We start from the raw sequence: 17,698 nt of genomic DNA on the forward strand, positions 1-17,698 counted from the left end.
GTTATAAACTATCTAAAGAATATCCCGAACTGTATAAGTCTTGGGAAAGTTCTATGAATCAATTAAATTATGAAACTAAAGATTTTGAACTATCTTTTTTTCATATGCTTAATATGATACAATTCCATCCCTATACTCGTTCAGATTTAGTGAATAGTTTAAAACTATTCATACCGATATTAAAGAATATCAGAAATATAGTAGCCCATGAAATTGCTACTATTACTCAAGAGGATATACGTGGAGCTAGTAAAGGCAAAGACTGCCAAGAAATCTTAGCTAATATGCGTTCTATGATGGAACAATATATGAATATTCCAAAGCCACAGTTAAAGCTAGTGTATATCTTAATAAATGATAAAATCATACAGTATTTTGGACTGATGAAATAATTTCCTATACGTATTTTTTATAGTCCATAAAAGCTTTTATATATAATCGACGATATCTGGATTAAGGGTCGTATATGATATACTAGTTATGTAATATGAATTCTATCTTTCACAAGGAGGAACGACATGTCATCCATTGCTATTATTGGTGGTACCGGTGTGTACGACCCAAATATGTTTGAAACTATGACGGAATCTTCGCTTATGACGCCCTATGGTGAGATTCACTATGTATGCGGTACGTATGAAGGCAAGACGGTATATTTCTTAGCTCGTCATGGTCGAGATCATTCGATTCCACCGCACAAGATTAATTATCGTGCCAATATTTGGGGCCTTAAGAAATTAGGTGTTAAATTCATCGTATCTACTACAGCAGTAGGTTCTTTGGATGAGAACTTTGGACCGGGTCATTTTGTGTTGACCGACCAATTCCTAGACTTCACTAAAAACCGTGTGAATACCTTCTACGAAGGCGGCGATCGTCCGGTGGCGCATGTGGATGTGACAGAACCATATAGCCCTGAGTTGCGAGGTATTGTAGAAAGCGCAGCTAAATCCTTAGGCTTAACGGTTCACAATGGTGGAACTTACGTATGTACAGAGGGCCCTCGCTTTGAATCTCCGGCTGAAATCCGCATGTATGCTATGTTAGGGGGTCAAACAGTGGGTATGACAAATGTACCGGAAGTGACCTTAGCGAATGAAGGGGAAATGGCATATATGACAATTTCCATGGTCACAAACTACGCAGCAGGTATTTCTGAATCTGCTTTGACCCATGGCGAAGTGGTAGACATGATGCAACAAATGGCAGAACAATTGCAATCCCTTGTTAAAGAAGTTATTAAAGGCATCGATGTGAATGCAGACTATCCAGCGCATCATCGTATGGCTGAATATGGTGGCTTTCAATTATAATCTATGGTGAAGAATCTAAAAGGAGAACTCCAATGCAATCTTTAATTCGAGATATTTCATTAGCCGCTGAAGGTCGTAAAAAAATCGACTGGGTAGCTAATTTCATGCCTACTTTGAACACATTAGGGGACCGTTTTGAAAAAGAGCAAACTTTCAAAGGTCAAACTATCGTTGTGTCCGTCCATTTAGAGGCGAAAACTGCGTACTTATCTACGGTGTTGCAACGTGGTGGTGCAGATGTGATCGTTACAGGTTCCAACCCATTGTCTACGCAAGATGATGTGGCAGCAGGACTGGTAGATATGGGCTTAACTGTATATGCTTGGTACAATTGTACAGACGAAGAGTATACGATGTTCCTGAACAAAGCACTGGATCATAAACCTCATATCATCATCGATGACGGTGGAGATTTAGTAAGCTTGTTACATACAACACGAACTGATGCAAAAGAACGTTTGTTGGGCGGTAGTGAAGAAACCACAACAGGTGTACACCGTTTGAAAGCTTTGGCTGAAGCGGAACAGTTGACATTCCCAATGATCGCTGTTAACGATTCTAATTGTAAGTATTTATTTGACAATCGCTATGGTACTGGCCAATCTGTTTGGGATGGTATTATGCGCACTACGAACTTAACTGTAACAGGTAAAAATGTGGTGGTTGCTGGTTACGGCTGGTGCGGTAAAGGCGTGGCACTTCGTGCAAAAGGCTTGGGGGCTCACGTATATGTCACAGAAGTAGATCCAATTAAAGCAATCGAGGCTGTATTCGATGGTTTCAAAGTATTGCCAATGGTGGAAGCTGCTAAAATTGGCGATATTTTCTGTACGGTCACAGGCTGTAAAGACGTTATTACAGAAGAACACTATGCCGTGATGAAAGACCGCGCTGTACTTTGTAATGCAGGCCATTTCGATTGCGAAGTGAATGTAAAAGATTTAGAAGCAATGGCTGTATCTCATGAACGAGTACGTCAAAATATCGAAGCCTACCATATGCAAGACGGTCGTCAATTGTATGTACTAGCAGAAGGTCGACTTGTGAACTTAGCAGCAGGGGATGGACATCCAGCAGAAATTATGGACTTGTCCTTTGCTATGCAGGCATTAGCGGCGGAGTACATCATACATCATGGCGCAGATATGGCAGATGATGTGCATGTATTACCATATGAAGTAGACGCAGAAATTGCGAAATTGAAATTACAATCCATGGGCTATGACTTAGATACGTTAACACAGGAACAATACGATTATTTGTATACTGTGAATTAATAGTGGTGAAAATTTAATGATACTAAGTAAATAAAAGTTCAACTGTGTTAAACTGGCGATGAAAATGCTAACTTTCGTCGCCAGTTTTAATATGCCTAAGTAGTAGATTGGATCATATTTCTAAAAGAATATAATTGCTATCAGAACCTATCTATTCCTATATTTGCTATTCAAAAAAGATATTTGTCTACTGTATAAATACAAAAATAAGAAAAAGATGCGCTGTGGGTTTACTAAATAAACTCATAACTAAATTCTTATATTTATATTTGACAAACTACTCATGTTACATTCATAATAGGAAAGCATAGATTTTCTATAGAATAATCACTTATTCTTTATAGTGGTAAAGTAAAAAAGATAACAGTGACTTTCACAGTAAGAAAATCCAAATGAGGAGTTTTTAAGAAGGAAGGGTGTAACATGAAAAAATCCATGTTCAAACGTGCACTAGCATTGGGTGCTACAGCTATTTTAGCCGCAGCGATCGCTGGTTGCGGTGGCAATAGTTCATCAACAAACAATGCAAATGAAGCAAAAGTAGCTTTACTGACAACTACGTCTGGCGCGGCAGCTGCCTATGGTGAATCTATTAAGAATGGTGCAGAGTTAGCGGTAGCACAAATTAACGCAGATGCTAACAATGTAAAAATTAATTTGTTAGTGGAAGATACAAAAGGTGACAAAAATGAAGCCATCAATGCGATGAACAAAGTGATTGCTAAAGATAAAGTCGTAGCTGTCATCGGACCTATGTTATCTGGTGAAATGATGGCGGCAGGACCGATTGCTAACAAAAATAAAGTCGTAGCATTGGGTACTTCTACAACTGCAGAAGGCATCACTGATATCGGAGATTACATTTTCCGTAATGCTGTACCAGAATCTTTGGCAGTAGATGCAGCAATTCGTCAATCTCATAAAGTATTAGGTTTCAAAACAGCAGCGATTATGTATTCCAACAACAATGACCAAATGGTTTCTGTAAACAATACAGCGAAAAAAGCATTGGAATCTGAAGGGGTTCAAATTGTAGCGACAGAAACATTTGCTGATAAAGATACAGATTTCTCTGCACAGTTGACTAAAATTCAACAAGCAAAACCTGATATCATCATCGTTGCATCCTTGTACCAAGAAGGTGCATTGATTATGAAAAAAATGCGTGAACTTGGCATGAACCAACCAGTGGTAGGTTCCAATGGTTTCAACAGCCCAGCGTTCATTAAAAATGCTGGCGCTGCTGCTGATGGTGCTATCGTTGGTACACCTTGGTTCCCTAACAAAGATGACCAAAAAGTTCGCGACTTCCGCAAAGCTTATGTAGAAAAATATGGTCATGAACCAGATCAATTTGCAGCACAAGCATATGATGCTGTATTCTTGTACGAAGCAGCTTTAAAAGCAGCAGGTTCTACAACAGATCGTGAAAAATTCCGTAACGCCTTAAAAGGCATTACAGACTTCGTAGGGGTAACTGGTAAATTCCAATTCAACGAAAAACGTGATCCATCTATGGAAGTTCAAGTTTTACAAATTAAAAACGGTCAGTTCGACGCATTACAAAAATAGGAGTTACACGATGTTTTTACAGCAATTAGTGAATGGCCTTACTTTAGGCAGTCTCTATGCAGTATTAGCAATCGGATTGACACTGGTTTTTGGTGTGTTGAACATCATCAACATGGCTCACGGAGGCATCTTTATGATAGGTGCCTTCGTGGGTTTATTTATGGTGACAGTCTTTGAAGCTAATATCTTCGTAGCCATCCTTGTGGCTATGCTCGTAGGGGCAATTCTTGGATATTTGTTAGAGTTTGTGGCACTTCGTCCACTTCGTAAGAAAAATGTATCCCATTTGGCGCCATTGATTTCCACAATTGGCGTATCTATTTTTATTGAAAGTATAGCCTTGCTTGTATGGGGCCCACAAACACGTTCTTTCCCACCAGATTTTATTGGTGGACTTATTGATTTTGGTATGTTCAAAATCTCTATGGTTCAAATCATTGGTCTTGGCGTATCTATTGTGTTAATGTTGATTTTAAATGTACTCATTAAAAAAACTAAAATCGGTAAAGCCATTCGTGCTGTATCCTTGAGTACGGAAACTGCATCTCTATTGGGTATTAACCCTACTTTGGTTATTTCTGTAACAGTGATGCTCGCTTCTGCGTTAGGTTCTGCAGCTGGTGTATTAGTTGGCTTATCTTTCGATGCCGTAGAGCCTATGATGGGTGTTGTCATCGGATTTAAAGGATTAGCTGTATTAATCCTGGGTGGTCTTGGAAATATTACCGGTGCCATGGTAGGTGGATTCATCTTAGGTGTATCTGAAGTATTCTCTGTTGCTTATGGAGCATCTTCTTACCGTGATGCTGTAGCCTTTGGGTTAATCATTCTCTTATTGTTCTGGAGACCACAAGGTTTATTCGGATCCAAAGATAAGGGGGGACGACCATGAGTGAAATTTTAAATCCATATTATCTACAAATTGTAATGTTCTTCATTATCAATGCCATTATGGGTATTTCCATTTTCTTCACCCTTTCTACAGGGCAGTTGACATTGGGTGCAGCGGGTTTCATGAGCGTAGGTGCCTACGTGGGCGCTTTGCTTACTCTGAAAGCTGAGCTACCGATTCCGATTGCCATCTTCATTGGTGGTATCGTAGCGGCCTTAGTAGCTATTGTGATTGGTTTACCTACGACACGTTTGAAAGGCTTATACTTGGCGATTGCAACGTTAGGCTTTGGTGAAGTAGTGCGTGTTATTTTCTTGAACTTAGAAGTGACACATGGTGCACTAGGACTTTCGGGGATTCCAGCGATTGCGCAAGAATTGACAAACTATGTGTATGAATTTGATATGGACGGTTTGTTAGATATCGATGCATTAACATGGGGTAACTTGTTGACCATCATCATTTTGCTGGTTATTTTAGCATTGATTATTCTGTTTTGCTTACGCATCCACAATAGTCGTGTAGGTCGTGCATTCCAAGCGATTAAAGCAGATGACCATGCAGCAGAGTTGATGGGTATCAATGTGGTGTATTACAAAATGTTAGCCTTTGTCATCGGTGCTTTCATTGCGGGCATTGGCGGCGGTTTGTATGCACATATTACAAACTTCATCAACCCTACAGATTTTAGCTACCACAAAGTAGTACAAATCTTATTATTCCCAGTATTTGGTGGTTCCAATGTGGTATGGGGCTCTGTACTAGGCTCTTTCATTTTAACATTGTTACCAGAAGTATTGCGTTTCTTAGCAGACTATCGCGATATTATTTACGGTGCCCTATTAGTCATCTTGATGGCTGTTCGTCCAGACGGTATTTTAACAGAAGATTTGATGGATAAAATTTATCGTAAATTAGGTGTAAACAAGAAACCATACATTCCAGAATCACAAGTATTAACAGAACGCTTTGAAGCTTATAAAACACAGAGCAAGTCTGGTCAAGAATAGGAGGTAACCATGCTATTACAATTAGATGATGTAAGTAAAAGCTTTGGCGGTGTGGCTGCCTTGACAGGGGTTACCTTCCAAGTGAATCAAGGGGAAGTCTTTGGTGTTATTGGACCTAATGGTGCTGGTAAAACTACGTTATTCAACTTAATTACTGGAGTGTTCCCTGTAAGTACTGGCAATATTGTCTTTGATGGTATGAATGTAGTGGGCATAAAACCACATCGTACAGTAGAAATGGGCATTGCTAGAACGTTCCAAAATATTCGTCTCTTTGGTAATATGACGGCGTTGGAGACAGTGCTGACAGGTATGCATTGTCGCACAGGTTCTGGAGTGTTGTCTAGTTTCTTCCGTACAAAACGCCAACGCATTGAAGAAGAGCGTTGTCGTGGTATTGCCTATGAGTTTTTAAAACTGGTTGGGTTAGAGGAAGATGCTGAAGAAGTAGCTACATCTTTACCATATGGTAAGCAACGTCGTTTGGAAATTGCTCGTGCCTTAGCAACGCATCCACAATTGATTTTATTGGATGAGCCTGCGGCAGGTATGAACGATAGTGAGACAGAGATGTTGCGCCAATTGATCGGGAAAATCCGTGATTTAGGTATTACCGTGGTGGTCATCGAGCATGATATGGCGTTGATGATGAATATTTGTGACCGCTTAGCAGTGTTGAACTTCGGCAAAAAGATTGCAGAAGGAACTCCACAAGAAATTCAAAACAATCCAGATGTAATCGAAGCGTACTTAGGAAAGGAGGAATAATATGTTAAAAATTGAAAATGTAGTAGCTGGTTATGGTCATATAACAGCCTTAAAATCTATTAACTTAGAAGTTCCTCAAGGTTCTATTGTATCTTTGATTGGTGCCAATGGTGCTGGTAAATCGACAACCATGCGTTCTATCATGGGTTTAGTAAAACCTACAGAAGGTCGTATTACCTTTGAAGGTAAAGATATTACATCTATGAAAACCCATGATATTGTGAAATCTGGTATTTCCCTCGTTCCAGAAGGGCGCCAAATATTACAAGATATGAGTGTTTACGAAAATTTAGAAATGGGAGCCTATATTCGTAAGGATGCTGAAATCAACGATGATATTAAAAAAGTGTTCAAACGATTCCCTATTCTTGACGAACGTAGTTACCAATTAGGTGGTACTTTATCTGGTGGACAACAGCAGATGCTTGCCATTGGTCGTGCTTTAATGGCTCGTCCTAAACTGTTGTTACTAGATGAACCATCCATGGGCTTGGCGCCGTTGGTAGTGAATGAAATCTTTGAAGTTATCAAAGAGATTAGTGCCGAAGGGACCACAGTATTGTTAGTAGAGCAAAACGTACGTCAAGCTTTGAAAATCGCTGACTATGCATATGTATTAGAAACAGGCAAAATCGTTCTTTCAGGACCAGCAGAAGAAATTCGCCACGACCCTAGAGTTATGGAAGCATACTTAGGTGGTAAAGTGGAATAATACACTATAAAAAGATAGCAGATATACAATCCGTTGTGGTTGTGTATCTGCTTTTTAGTTTAAGTGTTTTCGATTTGTAGTTGCTGCCGATAGAAAGTGACTATATGTATACTATCATAAGAGTGTGCAGAATCTATTCTTTACAATATAAAGAAAATTGAATGGTGATAAAAACTATTGTGTATACATGAGCTACATGTCTTGTAGGAGAATGATTTTTCTTGTAAACTAGTATTATAAATATAAAATATATAACTAATATAGGAAGGTGTTTACTATGAGTATGGCAGCAAAACAAGCGCGTGGGAAAAAAGCAAATGATGTTATCTTTGCGACAAATTCACAAGCTCAAGAGGCAGCGAAACAATATTGCAAAGAAAATGTATTAATTGGAACTGTCGGATCTATCCTAGATGAAAATGGCGATATTGTTTTCTTGAAGGTGGTAGAAGATGAGTTTCGTAATTTGCCACGTAATGAATATGTTGCATATGCACCGATTGAAGGGTTAAAAGAGTTTGTGGAAGCATGTAAACAAGAATGTTTTGGACAATCTCGGCCAGATGCCTATATTGAAGGGATAGCCACAGCGGGTGGTACAGGTGGTATTCATCACTTGGTTCACAATTATACAGAACTAGGTGATAAGGTAATTACCGCTGATTGGTACTGGGGGGCATACAAGCAAATATGCCAAGATAATGGACGAGAATTAGTTACATACCCATTATTTGATGAGAACTATAAGTTCAATTTTGAAGCTTTGCAATCTTTAGTGCTAGATATTGCTGAGAAACAAGAAAATGTGGTAGTTATTTTTAACACACCTGGCAATAATCCAACAGGGTTTTCCTTGTGCGACAGCGATTGGGATAATGTATTAGACTTAGTGAAAGGTATAGTGAATACAGGTAAAAATAAAGTTATTATTGGTGTAGATGCTGCGTATATTGATTTCTCCGGACCTAAAGAAGATGTACGTCGATTCTTTAAAAAGTTTGAGCATTTGTCAAAAGATATTTTAACAGTTGTATGCTATAGTATTTCAAAAGGATTCACCATGTATGGTCAACGTGTTGGTTGTATGTTAGGTATTACTTCTGATAAAGAAGTGGCACAGGAGTTTTTTGATATTAACCAAATGACATCTCGTGGTACTTGGTCTAATATTAATAGACCTGCTATGCGTACGGTTGCTAATATCGTGCTTGATCCTGAAAAATTAAAACGTTATGAAGAGGAACGTAATTGCTACTCTCGTCTCGTAGAAGAACGGGCAGGTATCTTGGAATGTGAAGGAAAAGCGATTGGCTTACCAATGTTGCCATACATGGGTGGTTTCTTTGCAACAATTCCAAGCGATAATCCAAAGGCCTTGGCAGATGAATTGAAAAAAGAAAATGTATTTTTAATTCCTGTATCAGGTGGTGTTCGCATTGCTGTATGCTCGATTCCTAAAAGACAAATTACTGGATTGGCACAACGAATTTATGATGCTATGAAACGAGTGGGGCAATTATAAACTAAGAGAAAAAATAGAGACAATAGAATAGTTACTATAGAAGTGATAAAAAGATAGTTGAATCAATGATTTGGCTATCTTTTTTTGTTTTAAAATTAGTAAGTATAAGGATTAGGGATGCACTGTTTAATTGGATATCATTTTATATAAATATTGGCAAAATATGTAAAATTACTCCCACTTTTTACCACCTTTTTTAAATAATAGAATGTTCGATATTAAAGTGAATTATACGAACATATTAATAAATATTAGCAATAATGTTCGGTAGTAATGAGTATAAGAAAATAATTTGTATAAATATCTATTAAATTAGTATTTGTTTGTTGTTAAAAGTGGGGAATTGTGGTAAAATTTACCATATAGTGGTAATAAGGGCGAGAAGGTGTAGGAAAAGGAGGTGTCCTTGCTATGTTTAAAGGTGAATTTTCACATACAATTGATAGTAAAGGACGTATGATAGTTCCTGCCAAAATGCGTGAACAACTAGGTGATACCTGTGTTGTTACTAGATATTTTGATAACACCTTAGCTATTTACACACAAGAAAAGTTTGATGAAATTGCAAAAAAATTAAGTTCTCAAAGCTCTAATAAAGCCAACCAACGTGGATTAGTGCGTTTTTTTGTAGGTGGTGCTGCTGACCTTGAGTTTGATAAACAAGGTCGTGTATTAATACCTAGCAATCTTCGTGCTCATGGGGAGTTAAAAAAAGATGTAGTTGTAGTTGGTAATGGTGAACGCATCGAGATTTGGAGTAAAACTCGTTGGGAAGCTTATAACAACGAAATTTACGGTAATATTGAGGCGATGGCAGAAGAACTTGATTTGGATGATATTGGATTTTAAGTGAGGCATTATGGACTTTCATCATGTGAGTGTATTACTCAGTGAAACGCTAGACGGATTGGCAATTAAACCAGATGGAACCTATGTGGATTGTACATTAGGTGGTGGGGGACATTCCCATGCCATTGGAGAACGGTTATCCTCAAAAGGTATGATTGTTGGTTTAGATCAAGACGTAGCGGCATTAGAGGCAGCCTCTCAGAGATTATCTGATTTGTCTTGTCAGGTGAAAGTGATTCAAACAAACTTTTCTAACTTAAAACAAGCTTTACAAGAGTCAGGCATTTATGAAGTAGATGGATTTGTATTTGATTTAGGGGTTTCTAGCCATCAATTAGATACGGCAGATCGAGGGTTTTCTTATATGCAAGATGGACCTTTGGATATGCGTATGAATCAAAGTGGATCCTTAACGGCAGAAAGAATAGTGAATACCTATTCGAGTGATGACTTGTATCGCATTATCTGGGACTATGGGGAAGAGCGTTGGGCGAAACGAATTGTTCAATTTATTGTGGAAGCTAGAGAAGAATCGCCTATAGTGACTACATTTCAGCTGGTGGATATCATCAAACGTGCCATACCTGTAAAGGCTAGACAAGATGGTCCGCATCCAGCAAAACGAACCTTTCAAGCACTTCGTATCGAAGTGAATCAGGAACTTCAAATTTTGCATGATGCTTTTGTAGATGCTACATCCATGCTAAAGCCTGATGGAAGAATAGCTGTGATTACATTCCACTCCCTAGAGGATAGAATCACCAAACAAACTTTTAAAGAATTATCTCAAGGTTGCACATGTCCACCTAATTTACCAGTCTGTGTATGTCATCATGTGCCAACAGTGAAAGCTAAGAATAAGGCTGTAGAGCCAAGCAAAGAAGAAGTAGGAGTAAATCCACGGTCCCGTAGTGCCAAGTTAAGGGTAGCCGTAAAATTATAGTTAGGAGGAATATTTATGTTAGTGCGAAAGGCCGCGTATTGGGAACAATCAGCGCCCTATGTTGAACCAGTCAGAAGAAAGAAATCCAATGCCCCTGACTTTATTATGGATCTTACGCCAGATATGCGACACTGTTTGGCTACAGTTCTTATGGGAATTGTATTCGGTATGATTTGTTTGCTATTAACTGGTGTCACAGAAAATACAAGAAAAGAAACTGTCAATCTACAAGATCAAATAGTTTTAGAAAATCGCACTAATTATGAGTATAATCTAGTATTAGCAGAGTTAAAATCTCCTACACGCATTCAAAAGATTGCACAACAAAAACTTGGCATGGTATTACCAGATAATTTCGTTTACACTAGCAAGAATACAGTGGAAGAACGTAATGTTACGATGAAAAAGGATATTAGAGAATAATGAAGGCAGTCCTTTTGGGCTGCTTTCACTTTGATTGGAGGAATGCAGATGAAACGAGTGGAAGAAATAGTAAAAATTGTATCTCCTAAGAAGGTAGAAGGTCCTGTAACATCTGTAGTAAGTCATATTACTGCGGATTCCAGAACAGTGCAAGAAGGAAGTTTATTTATATGTTTAGTAGGTGCTACTGTCGATGGTCATAGCTTTGTGAATAAGGCTATAGAGGATGGGGCTGTGGCGATTATTGCATCAAAACCAGTCATAGTACCAGATAATGTAACCGTTCTATACGTAGACGATACGCGTCAAGCTTTGCAAGATGCTGTTCCATTCTTCTATGATTATCCAGCTTCTAAAATGCGGATGATTGGTGTAACCGGAACAAATGGTAAAACTACAACTACACATATTATTGGACATATGCTACGATCCCAAGGTTATACAGTGGGGATTATTGGTACAGTTCATATTTTGATTGATGATCAATCCTATCCAATTCATAATACAACTCCAGATGTAGCGGATTTACAGCAAATTTTACAGCAAATGGTGGATGCTGGTGTGACACATTGTATTATGGAAGTATCTTCTCATGCGCTAGCATTAGGTCGTACGGCGGGGGTAGAGTACGATACAGCTGTATTTACTAATTTAACTCAAGATCATTTGGATTTTCATAAGACATTCGATAATTATTTAGCAGCAAAATCTAAGCTATTTAAACAAGTAAGTGCATCCTATCAGGTGAAAGAAGGTAAGGGCGCTGTTATTAATGTAGATGATGCCTATGGTCAAGCGATTGTAGATGTGACTACAGCACCTATGATTACTTACAGTACAGAAGGCAAAGGTACAATGAATGCTTCTGATTTGGTGATTACTGCTAAATCTTCCCAATTCACTTTATCCTATGATGGAAAAAACTATTCAATTTCCACGAAAATTGCGGGTATGTTCAATGTGTATAATACCTTGGCTGCGGTAGGAGCGGCTTTATATGAAGGATTGACGATGGAGGAGATTGTAAATGCTTTAACTACTTTTACAGCCGTGCCAGGACGTTTTGAGCTCATTGAAGAGGGACAAGATTTTGCAGTGGTTGTTGATTATGCACATACACCAGATGGACTAGAGAACATTTTACAAACAGCGAAGAAAATTGTTGATAACCGTATTTTAGTTGTTTTTGGCTGCGGTGGTGATCGAGATGCTACCAAACGTCCAATCATGGGGCGTATTGCAGCACAGTTTGGAGATCGAGTGTTTGTGACTTCCGATAACCCACGTACAGAAGATCCTATACAAATTGTAAAAGATGTAGAAGTAGGGGTGAAAGAAGGATTACAAGATGCTGTGACTTATGAAGTGATTGTAGACCGCCGTGAAGCTATTCATAAAGCAATCGGAGAGGCGACTACTGGAGATGTAGTTATTATTGCTGGTAAAGGTCACGAAGATTATCAAATTTTAAAAGATGAAACGATTCATTTTGATGATCGTGAAGTGGCAAGAGAAGCCTTGAAGGAGAAATAATATGGCACAATTTACAGTGCAAGAAGTTCTAGAGGCAACACAAGGGTTCTATGCAGGAACAAGTACTTGTTCCTTTGCTGATGTATCAACTGATACCCGTACAATTGGAAAAAATGGATTATTTATTGCTTTGGAAGGAATGACATTTGATGGTCATGACTTCTTAACAGTTGCCAAAGAACGTGGTGCTACAGGTGCTGTAGTAAAACGAGGAAAAACGATAGAGGGCTTAGTCTGTATTGAAGTAGAAGATACACTACAGGCGTATCAGCAGTTAGCAACCTATCATCGTAGACGCTTTCCTATCCCTATTATTGGAATCACTGGTTCCTCTGGGAAAACAACAACAAAAGAAATGATTAGTGCTGTATTGGAGAAAGCTTTTACAGTATTAAAAACAGAGAAAAATTATAATAATGAAATTGGTGTTCCAAAGATGTTATTGCAATTGACGGAAGATCATGATGTATGCGTTCTTGAAATGGGGATGCGTGGGCTTGGTCAAATTGCTGAATTAGCGGAGATTGCAGAACCTACAATAGGAGTTATTACTAATGTAGGTACTAGCCATATTGAACTATTAGGGTCTCAAGAAAATATTGGAAAAGCTAAGCAAGAATTGATAGAAGCATTACCGAGTACGGGGGCAGCTGTGTTGAATCATGATGATTCTTTTGTATTGCCTATGGAACAGGTAACGGATGCAAAGGTTATGACCTATGGTATGCAAGAGGGTTCTCACGTACAAGGGACTCAATTAGAATATACATCAAAAGGCATTAATTTTACTGTTCGTGATACTTCTGGTGAATGGAAAGTATTTTTGCCAATGATTGGTATTCACAATGTATATGATGCTTTATCCGCTATTGCAGTTGGCACGATTTTGGGTGTACCAAAAGCTGAAATTGTGGAAGCTTTTAAAGAATTTCCAGGAATTCCAATGCGTCAAGAAATTGTAGCATTTCCAACCTTTACAGTTCTGAATGATGCGTATAATGCGAACCCAAATAGTATGGCAGAATCCATTCGTGCCATGAGTCAATTACAAGGAGCTCGTAAAATAGCTATGCTAGGAGATATGTTAGAATTGGGAGACCATTCTAAACTAGCTCATGAAGAGATTGGTAAACTTCTTGGAGAAGAGCACTATGATATGGTATTTACTTTTGGTGATATGATGAAAACCACTGCTTCTATAGCTAAACAAGTGGGTGTTCCTTATGTGTATGTCGGGAAAAGTCATCTTGATATTGCCAATGCCTATTATGATGTAAAACGAGATGGCGATGTGATTCTAGTGAAAGGATCTCGTGGTCTTAAAATGGAACGTATTATAGAAGATTTTAAAGAACGACATGAATAAGTAAGGAGACATGTGACATGAATATGGACTATGCATTAGCCTTTGGCTTAGCCCTAGTAAGTACATTAGTATTCGGTAAAATAGGGATTCCTCTATTGCAGCGATTGAAAGCACAACAGTCGATTCGTGAAGATGGACCTCAGGCACATTTAGCTAAAGCTGGGACACCAACAATGGGCGGATTATTTATGATACTAGCTTTAGTCATTACAGTTTGCATAGTACCACCCTATTCTGTAACATTGTGGATGCTATTATTTTTAACCTTAGGCCATGGTGCATTAGGATTTAGTGATGATTTTATCAAAGCTGTCAAACGTCGTAACTTAGGATTAACGGCAAAACAAAAATTACTAGGTCAAGCGGTATTGGCTGTCATATTTTGTTATATCTCAATCGCCTATGCAGCCTTGCCAACTACTTTGTGGATTCCTTTAGTGGATATCACTGTAGATCTTGGGTATGCCTATTATGCGCTAGCTTTTATTATTATATTGGGGACTACTAATGCTGTTAATTTAACAGATGGCTTAGATGGATTAGCAACTGGTATTTCTGCTATTGCAGGGGCTGCCTTTGCAGTGGTAGGATTATTAGTAGGTTCTTTAAGTGTTACCTTCTTTGGTATTGTCGTAAGTGCAGTTTGCTTAGGATTCTTATATTTCAATGCGAATCCAGCTAAAGTGTTTATGGGTGATACAGGCTCCTTAGCATTAGGTGGTGCTTTTGCAGGGATGGCTATTGCTACAAAAACAGAACTTCTATTAATTGTGATAGGCTTTGTATTTGTAGTAGAAGCATTATCTGTTATTTTACAGGTAGCATCTTTTAAAACTAGAGGGGTTCGTATTTTCCGTATGAGTCCAATTCACCATCACTTTGAATTAGGTGGTTGGAGTGAGCGAAAAGTAGTATATGTATTCTGGGCTGTTTCTTTGGTAATGGCTTTCTTAGGTATAGTACTGTTAAGCATGAAATAATATAGATTACGGCTCTACTAGTAAGGGCCGTTATTCTTGCATATAGGGTTAGGTGGTTAGAATGGATTATTCAGGTTCTCATGTATTGGTATTAGGTGCGGGACTTAGTGGTATTGGTGTAGCCCATACATTGGCTAAATTAGGCGCTACTGTAACGCTTAATGATTATAAAAAAATTGATTTTGATCAGACTGAAAGTCAACGTTTGGCAAAGAGTCATATAGAAGTGATTACAGGGCAACAAGATTTTGTGTTGCTTGATACAGCTACAAGAGTGGTTGTATCACCTGGTATTTCTTTGGAGATACCTATTATTCAAGAGGCGAAAAAAAGAAATATTCCCGTGGTAGGGGAAGTAGAAATTGCTTATGAAGTATCAAAAGCTCCAATTTTAGGCGTCACAGGTACGAATGGTAAAACGACAACGACTTCTTTGTTGGCAGAAGTATTGAAAGAAGCAAAATGGGATGTGTATGTAGGCGGTAATATTGGTTACTCTCTGAGTGAACAAGCCTTGGCAGTACCTGAAACGGGTGTATTAGTGGCAGAACTTTCATCTTACCAATTAGAGAGTATAGATAAGTTTCGCACTAAAGGGGCTATCTTACTAAATGTGACACCAGACCATTTGTTGCGCCATAAAACCATGGAACGATACCAAGAGGCAAAAGAAAATATTTTCCGCAACCAAGAATTAGGGGACTGGACAGTATTAAACTTTGATTCTCCGATTGTGGCAGATATGGCAAAACGAGTAAAAGGACATGTGTTAGGAATTAGTCAACAACGACCTGTCACAGATGGAGCGTATTTTGAAAATAATACATGTTATGCAGTGATGCAAGGGAAAGCAGTTCCAATTATCACTACAAAAGATATTCATATTCCAGGATCTCATAATATTGAAAACATTCTGAGTGTCATTGCCTTAACGTATGCATTGGGTGTAGATGTAGAAGATATCCATCAGGCTATTGCAAAGTTTCATGGTGTAGCCCATCGTTTGGAACGCATTCGCACCTTACATGGAGTTACCTATTATAACGATTCTAAAGCAACTAATACGGACTCCACTATTAAAGCCTTAGAATCCTTTAACTCACCTCTTGTGTTGATTGCAGGTGGTAAAGATAAAATGACAGATCTGGAAGAAATGATGGAGTTAGTGAAAACCAATGTAAAAGAGCTAATTCTTATTGGTGAAGCTGCACAACGTTTTGCAGAAGCTGCTGTAAAAGTGGGAGTGCCACACATTCATCGTTGTGAATCCATGGAAGAGGCAGTATCCTTAAGTGCTCGTATAGCGGCAGATGGGGATGTAGTATTATTATCTCCAGCTTGTGCAAGTTTCGATTGGTATGCACGATTTGAAGATAGAGGAGATCACTTCCGAAGATTGGTAGAACGATTGTAAGGGGATATACATGAATATCATGATTTCAGGTGGCGGTACTGGAGGACACATTTATCCAGCCCTCACGATTTATAAAACATTAGAAACAATGGTAGATGCTAACTTTCTCTATGTAGGAACTGAAAGAGGCCTTGAGTCCCGCATTGTTCCTAAAGAAGGAATTCCATTTACTACATTGCCGGTGCAAGGTTTACAGCGTACATTATCTTTAGATACATTGGTTACTGCAGGAAAAACGATATCGTCTTTATGGAAAGCGAATCGATTAATTTCTAAGTTTCAACCAGATATTGTGATTGGTACTGGTGGCTATGTATGTGGTCCTCTATTATTAGCAGCTGCTTTGCGTGGAATTCCTACATTAATTCAAGAACAAAATGTAGTGCCAGGTATAACAAATAAAATTTTAAGTCGCTTTGTAGATGTGGTAGCTGTAGGATATGAAGAAGCGACTCCACATTTTCCGAATGCAAAGCAAGTAGTGTATACAGGGAACCCTGTGCGCCCCAATGTGGTGACTGCGAATCGAGAAGAAGCTAGGGCGTATTTTGGCTTACAAGAAACACAAACAGCTATTTTAGTAGCTGGTGGATCCCGTGGTGCACGGAGTATTAATAAGGCTATGCTAGCTGTCCATAAACATTATAAAGGTAGAGAGGATATTAAAATTATTCATGCTACAGGAACTGATGAATACAGTCGTGTTTGTGAAAGCTTAGGTATACAAGAGGGAGAAGTTTACAGCCCAACATCACATATTGTCCCTTACTTAGACAATATGGATATGGCCATGGCTGCATCAGATATGGCTATTTTCCGGTCAGGAGCAATTGGCTTGGCAGAATTGGCTGTACGTGGTATACCATCTATTTTAATTCCTTACCCTTATGCAGCTGCCGACCATCAAACTTTCAATGCAAAAGCATTTGTAGAGGCAGGTGCTTCTACGATGATAGTAGATAAAGAATTAGATGGTACAAGATTATTACAATCGGTAGATGCTATGTTAGAGGATCAAGAATGTCGCCAACGCATGGCCCAAGCTACATTAGAATTAGGAAAGCCTAAGGCAGCTATAGAAATTGCTACATTGGCTCTATCCATTAAGAGATTATAGGAAGGAG

Annotated in this window: 17 protein-coding genes; all 17 read left to right on the top strand. The window is 38.6% G+C overall.

Features of this window, described 5'->3' with window-relative positions; genetic code table 11:
* Positions 1-392, top strand: a 392-nt coding sequence (locus tag EO119_RS00005; RefSeq protein WP_206168780.1) for a hypothetical protein, incomplete at its 5' end; no start/stop codon positions are given.
* 126 nt (positions 393-518) lie between these two features.
* Positions 519-1,313 (top strand): S-methyl-5'-thioadenosine phosphorylase, encoded by a 795-nt coding sequence (mtnP, locus tag EO119_RS00010; RefSeq protein WP_126940216.1) that lies wholly within the window; start codon positions 519-521, stop codon positions 1,311-1,313.
* Between the two features lie 32 nt (positions 1,314-1,345).
* Positions 1,346-2,590 (top strand): adenosylhomocysteinase, encoded by a 1,245-nt coding sequence (locus EO119_RS00015; protein ID WP_126940217.1) that lies wholly within the window; start codon positions 1,346-1,348, stop codon positions 2,588-2,590.
* 423 nt (positions 2,591-3,013) lie between these two features.
* Positions 3,014-4,162, top strand: a complete 1,149-nt coding sequence (locus EO119_RS00020) for an ABC transporter substrate-binding protein (protein ID WP_126940218.1) — start codon at positions 3,014-3,016, stop codon at positions 4,160-4,162.
* 10 nt (positions 4,163-4,172) lie between these two features.
* Complete coding sequence (locus tag EO119_RS00025; protein ID WP_009353024.1) at positions 4,173-5,054, top strand: branched-chain amino acid ABC transporter permease; 882 nt, start codon at positions 4,173-4,175, stop codon at positions 5,052-5,054.
* Positions 5,051-6,064 carry a branched-chain amino acid ABC transporter permease gene (locus EO119_RS00030; protein ID WP_126940219.1) on the top strand — a complete coding sequence of 338 codons (1,014 nt, stop codon included), beginning with the start codon at positions 5,051-5,053 and terminating at the stop codon, positions 6,062-6,064. The genes EO119_RS00025 and EO119_RS00030 overlap by 4 nt, the downstream gene beginning before the upstream one ends.
* Positions 6,065-6,073: 9 nt before the next feature.
* On the top strand, positions 6,074-6,832 hold the full coding sequence (locus EO119_RS00035) for an ABC transporter ATP-binding protein (protein ID WP_126940220.1): 759 nt from the start codon (positions 6,074-6,076) through the stop codon (positions 6,830-6,832).
* A 1-nt stretch (position 6,833) separates the two neighbouring features.
* Positions 6,834-7,544, top strand: a complete 711-nt coding sequence (locus tag EO119_RS00040; RefSeq protein ID WP_009353026.1) for an ABC transporter ATP-binding protein — start codon at positions 6,834-6,836, stop codon at positions 7,542-7,544.
* A gap of 277 nt (positions 7,545-7,821) precedes the next feature.
* Positions 7,822-9,066, top strand: a complete 1,245-nt coding sequence (locus EO119_RS00045; RefSeq protein WP_126940221.1) for an aminotransferase class I/II-fold pyridoxal phosphate-dependent enzyme — start codon at positions 7,822-7,824, stop codon at positions 9,064-9,066.
* 411 nt (positions 9,067-9,477) lie between these two features.
* Entirely contained in the window at positions 9,478-9,915 is a 438-nt protein-coding gene (gene mraZ, locus EO119_RS00050) for a division/cell wall cluster transcriptional repressor MraZ (protein ID WP_009353022.1), read from the top strand.
* A gap of 10 nt (positions 9,916-9,925) precedes the next feature.
* Entirely contained in the window at positions 9,926-10,858 is a 933-nt protein-coding gene (gene rsmH / locus EO119_RS00055) for a 16S rRNA (cytosine(1402)-N(4))-methyltransferase RsmH (protein ID WP_126940222.1), read from the top strand.
* A 15-nt stretch (positions 10,859-10,873) separates the two neighbouring features.
* Entirely contained in the window at positions 10,874-11,281 is a 408-nt protein-coding gene (locus EO119_RS00060) for a cell division protein FtsL (protein ID WP_009354187.1), read from the top strand.
* Positions 11,282-11,329: 48 nt separating this feature from the next.
* Positions 11,330-12,814 carry a UDP-N-acetylmuramoyl-L-alanyl-D-glutamate--2,6-diaminopimelate ligase gene (locus EO119_RS00065; protein ID WP_126940223.1) on the top strand — a complete coding sequence of 495 codons (1,485 nt, stop codon included), beginning with the start codon at positions 11,330-11,332 and terminating at the stop codon, positions 12,812-12,814.
* Position 12,815: 1 nt separating this feature from the next.
* Positions 12,816-14,180, top strand: a complete 1,365-nt coding sequence (gene murF, locus EO119_RS00070) for a UDP-N-acetylmuramoyl-tripeptide--D-alanyl-D-alanine ligase (protein WP_126940224.1) — start codon at positions 12,816-12,818, stop codon at positions 14,178-14,180.
* 17 nt (positions 14,181-14,197) lie between these two features.
* A complete protein-coding gene (mraY, locus tag EO119_RS00075; protein ID WP_126940225.1) occupies positions 14,198-15,160 on the top strand; it encodes a phospho-N-acetylmuramoyl-pentapeptide-transferase in 963 nt (320 codons plus the stop codon).
* A 61-nt stretch (positions 15,161-15,221) separates the two neighbouring features.
* Positions 15,222-16,574, top strand: coding sequence for a UDP-N-acetylmuramoyl-L-alanine--D-glutamate ligase (gene murD / locus EO119_RS00080; protein WP_126940226.1), 1,353 nt, complete (start codon positions 15,222-15,224; stop codon positions 16,572-16,574).
* A 10-nt stretch (positions 16,575-16,584) separates the two neighbouring features.
* Positions 16,585-17,691, top strand: coding sequence for an undecaprenyldiphospho-muramoylpentapeptide beta-N-acetylglucosaminyltransferase (murG, locus tag EO119_RS00085; RefSeq protein ID WP_126940227.1), 1,107 nt, complete (start codon positions 16,585-16,587; stop codon positions 17,689-17,691).
* Positions 17,692-17,698: the final 7 nt, after the last annotated feature.

The organism is Veillonella sp. CNR 79/14 (assembly GCF_003992185.1).
Lineage (GTDB): Bacteria > Bacillota > Negativicutes > Veillonellales > Veillonellaceae > F0422.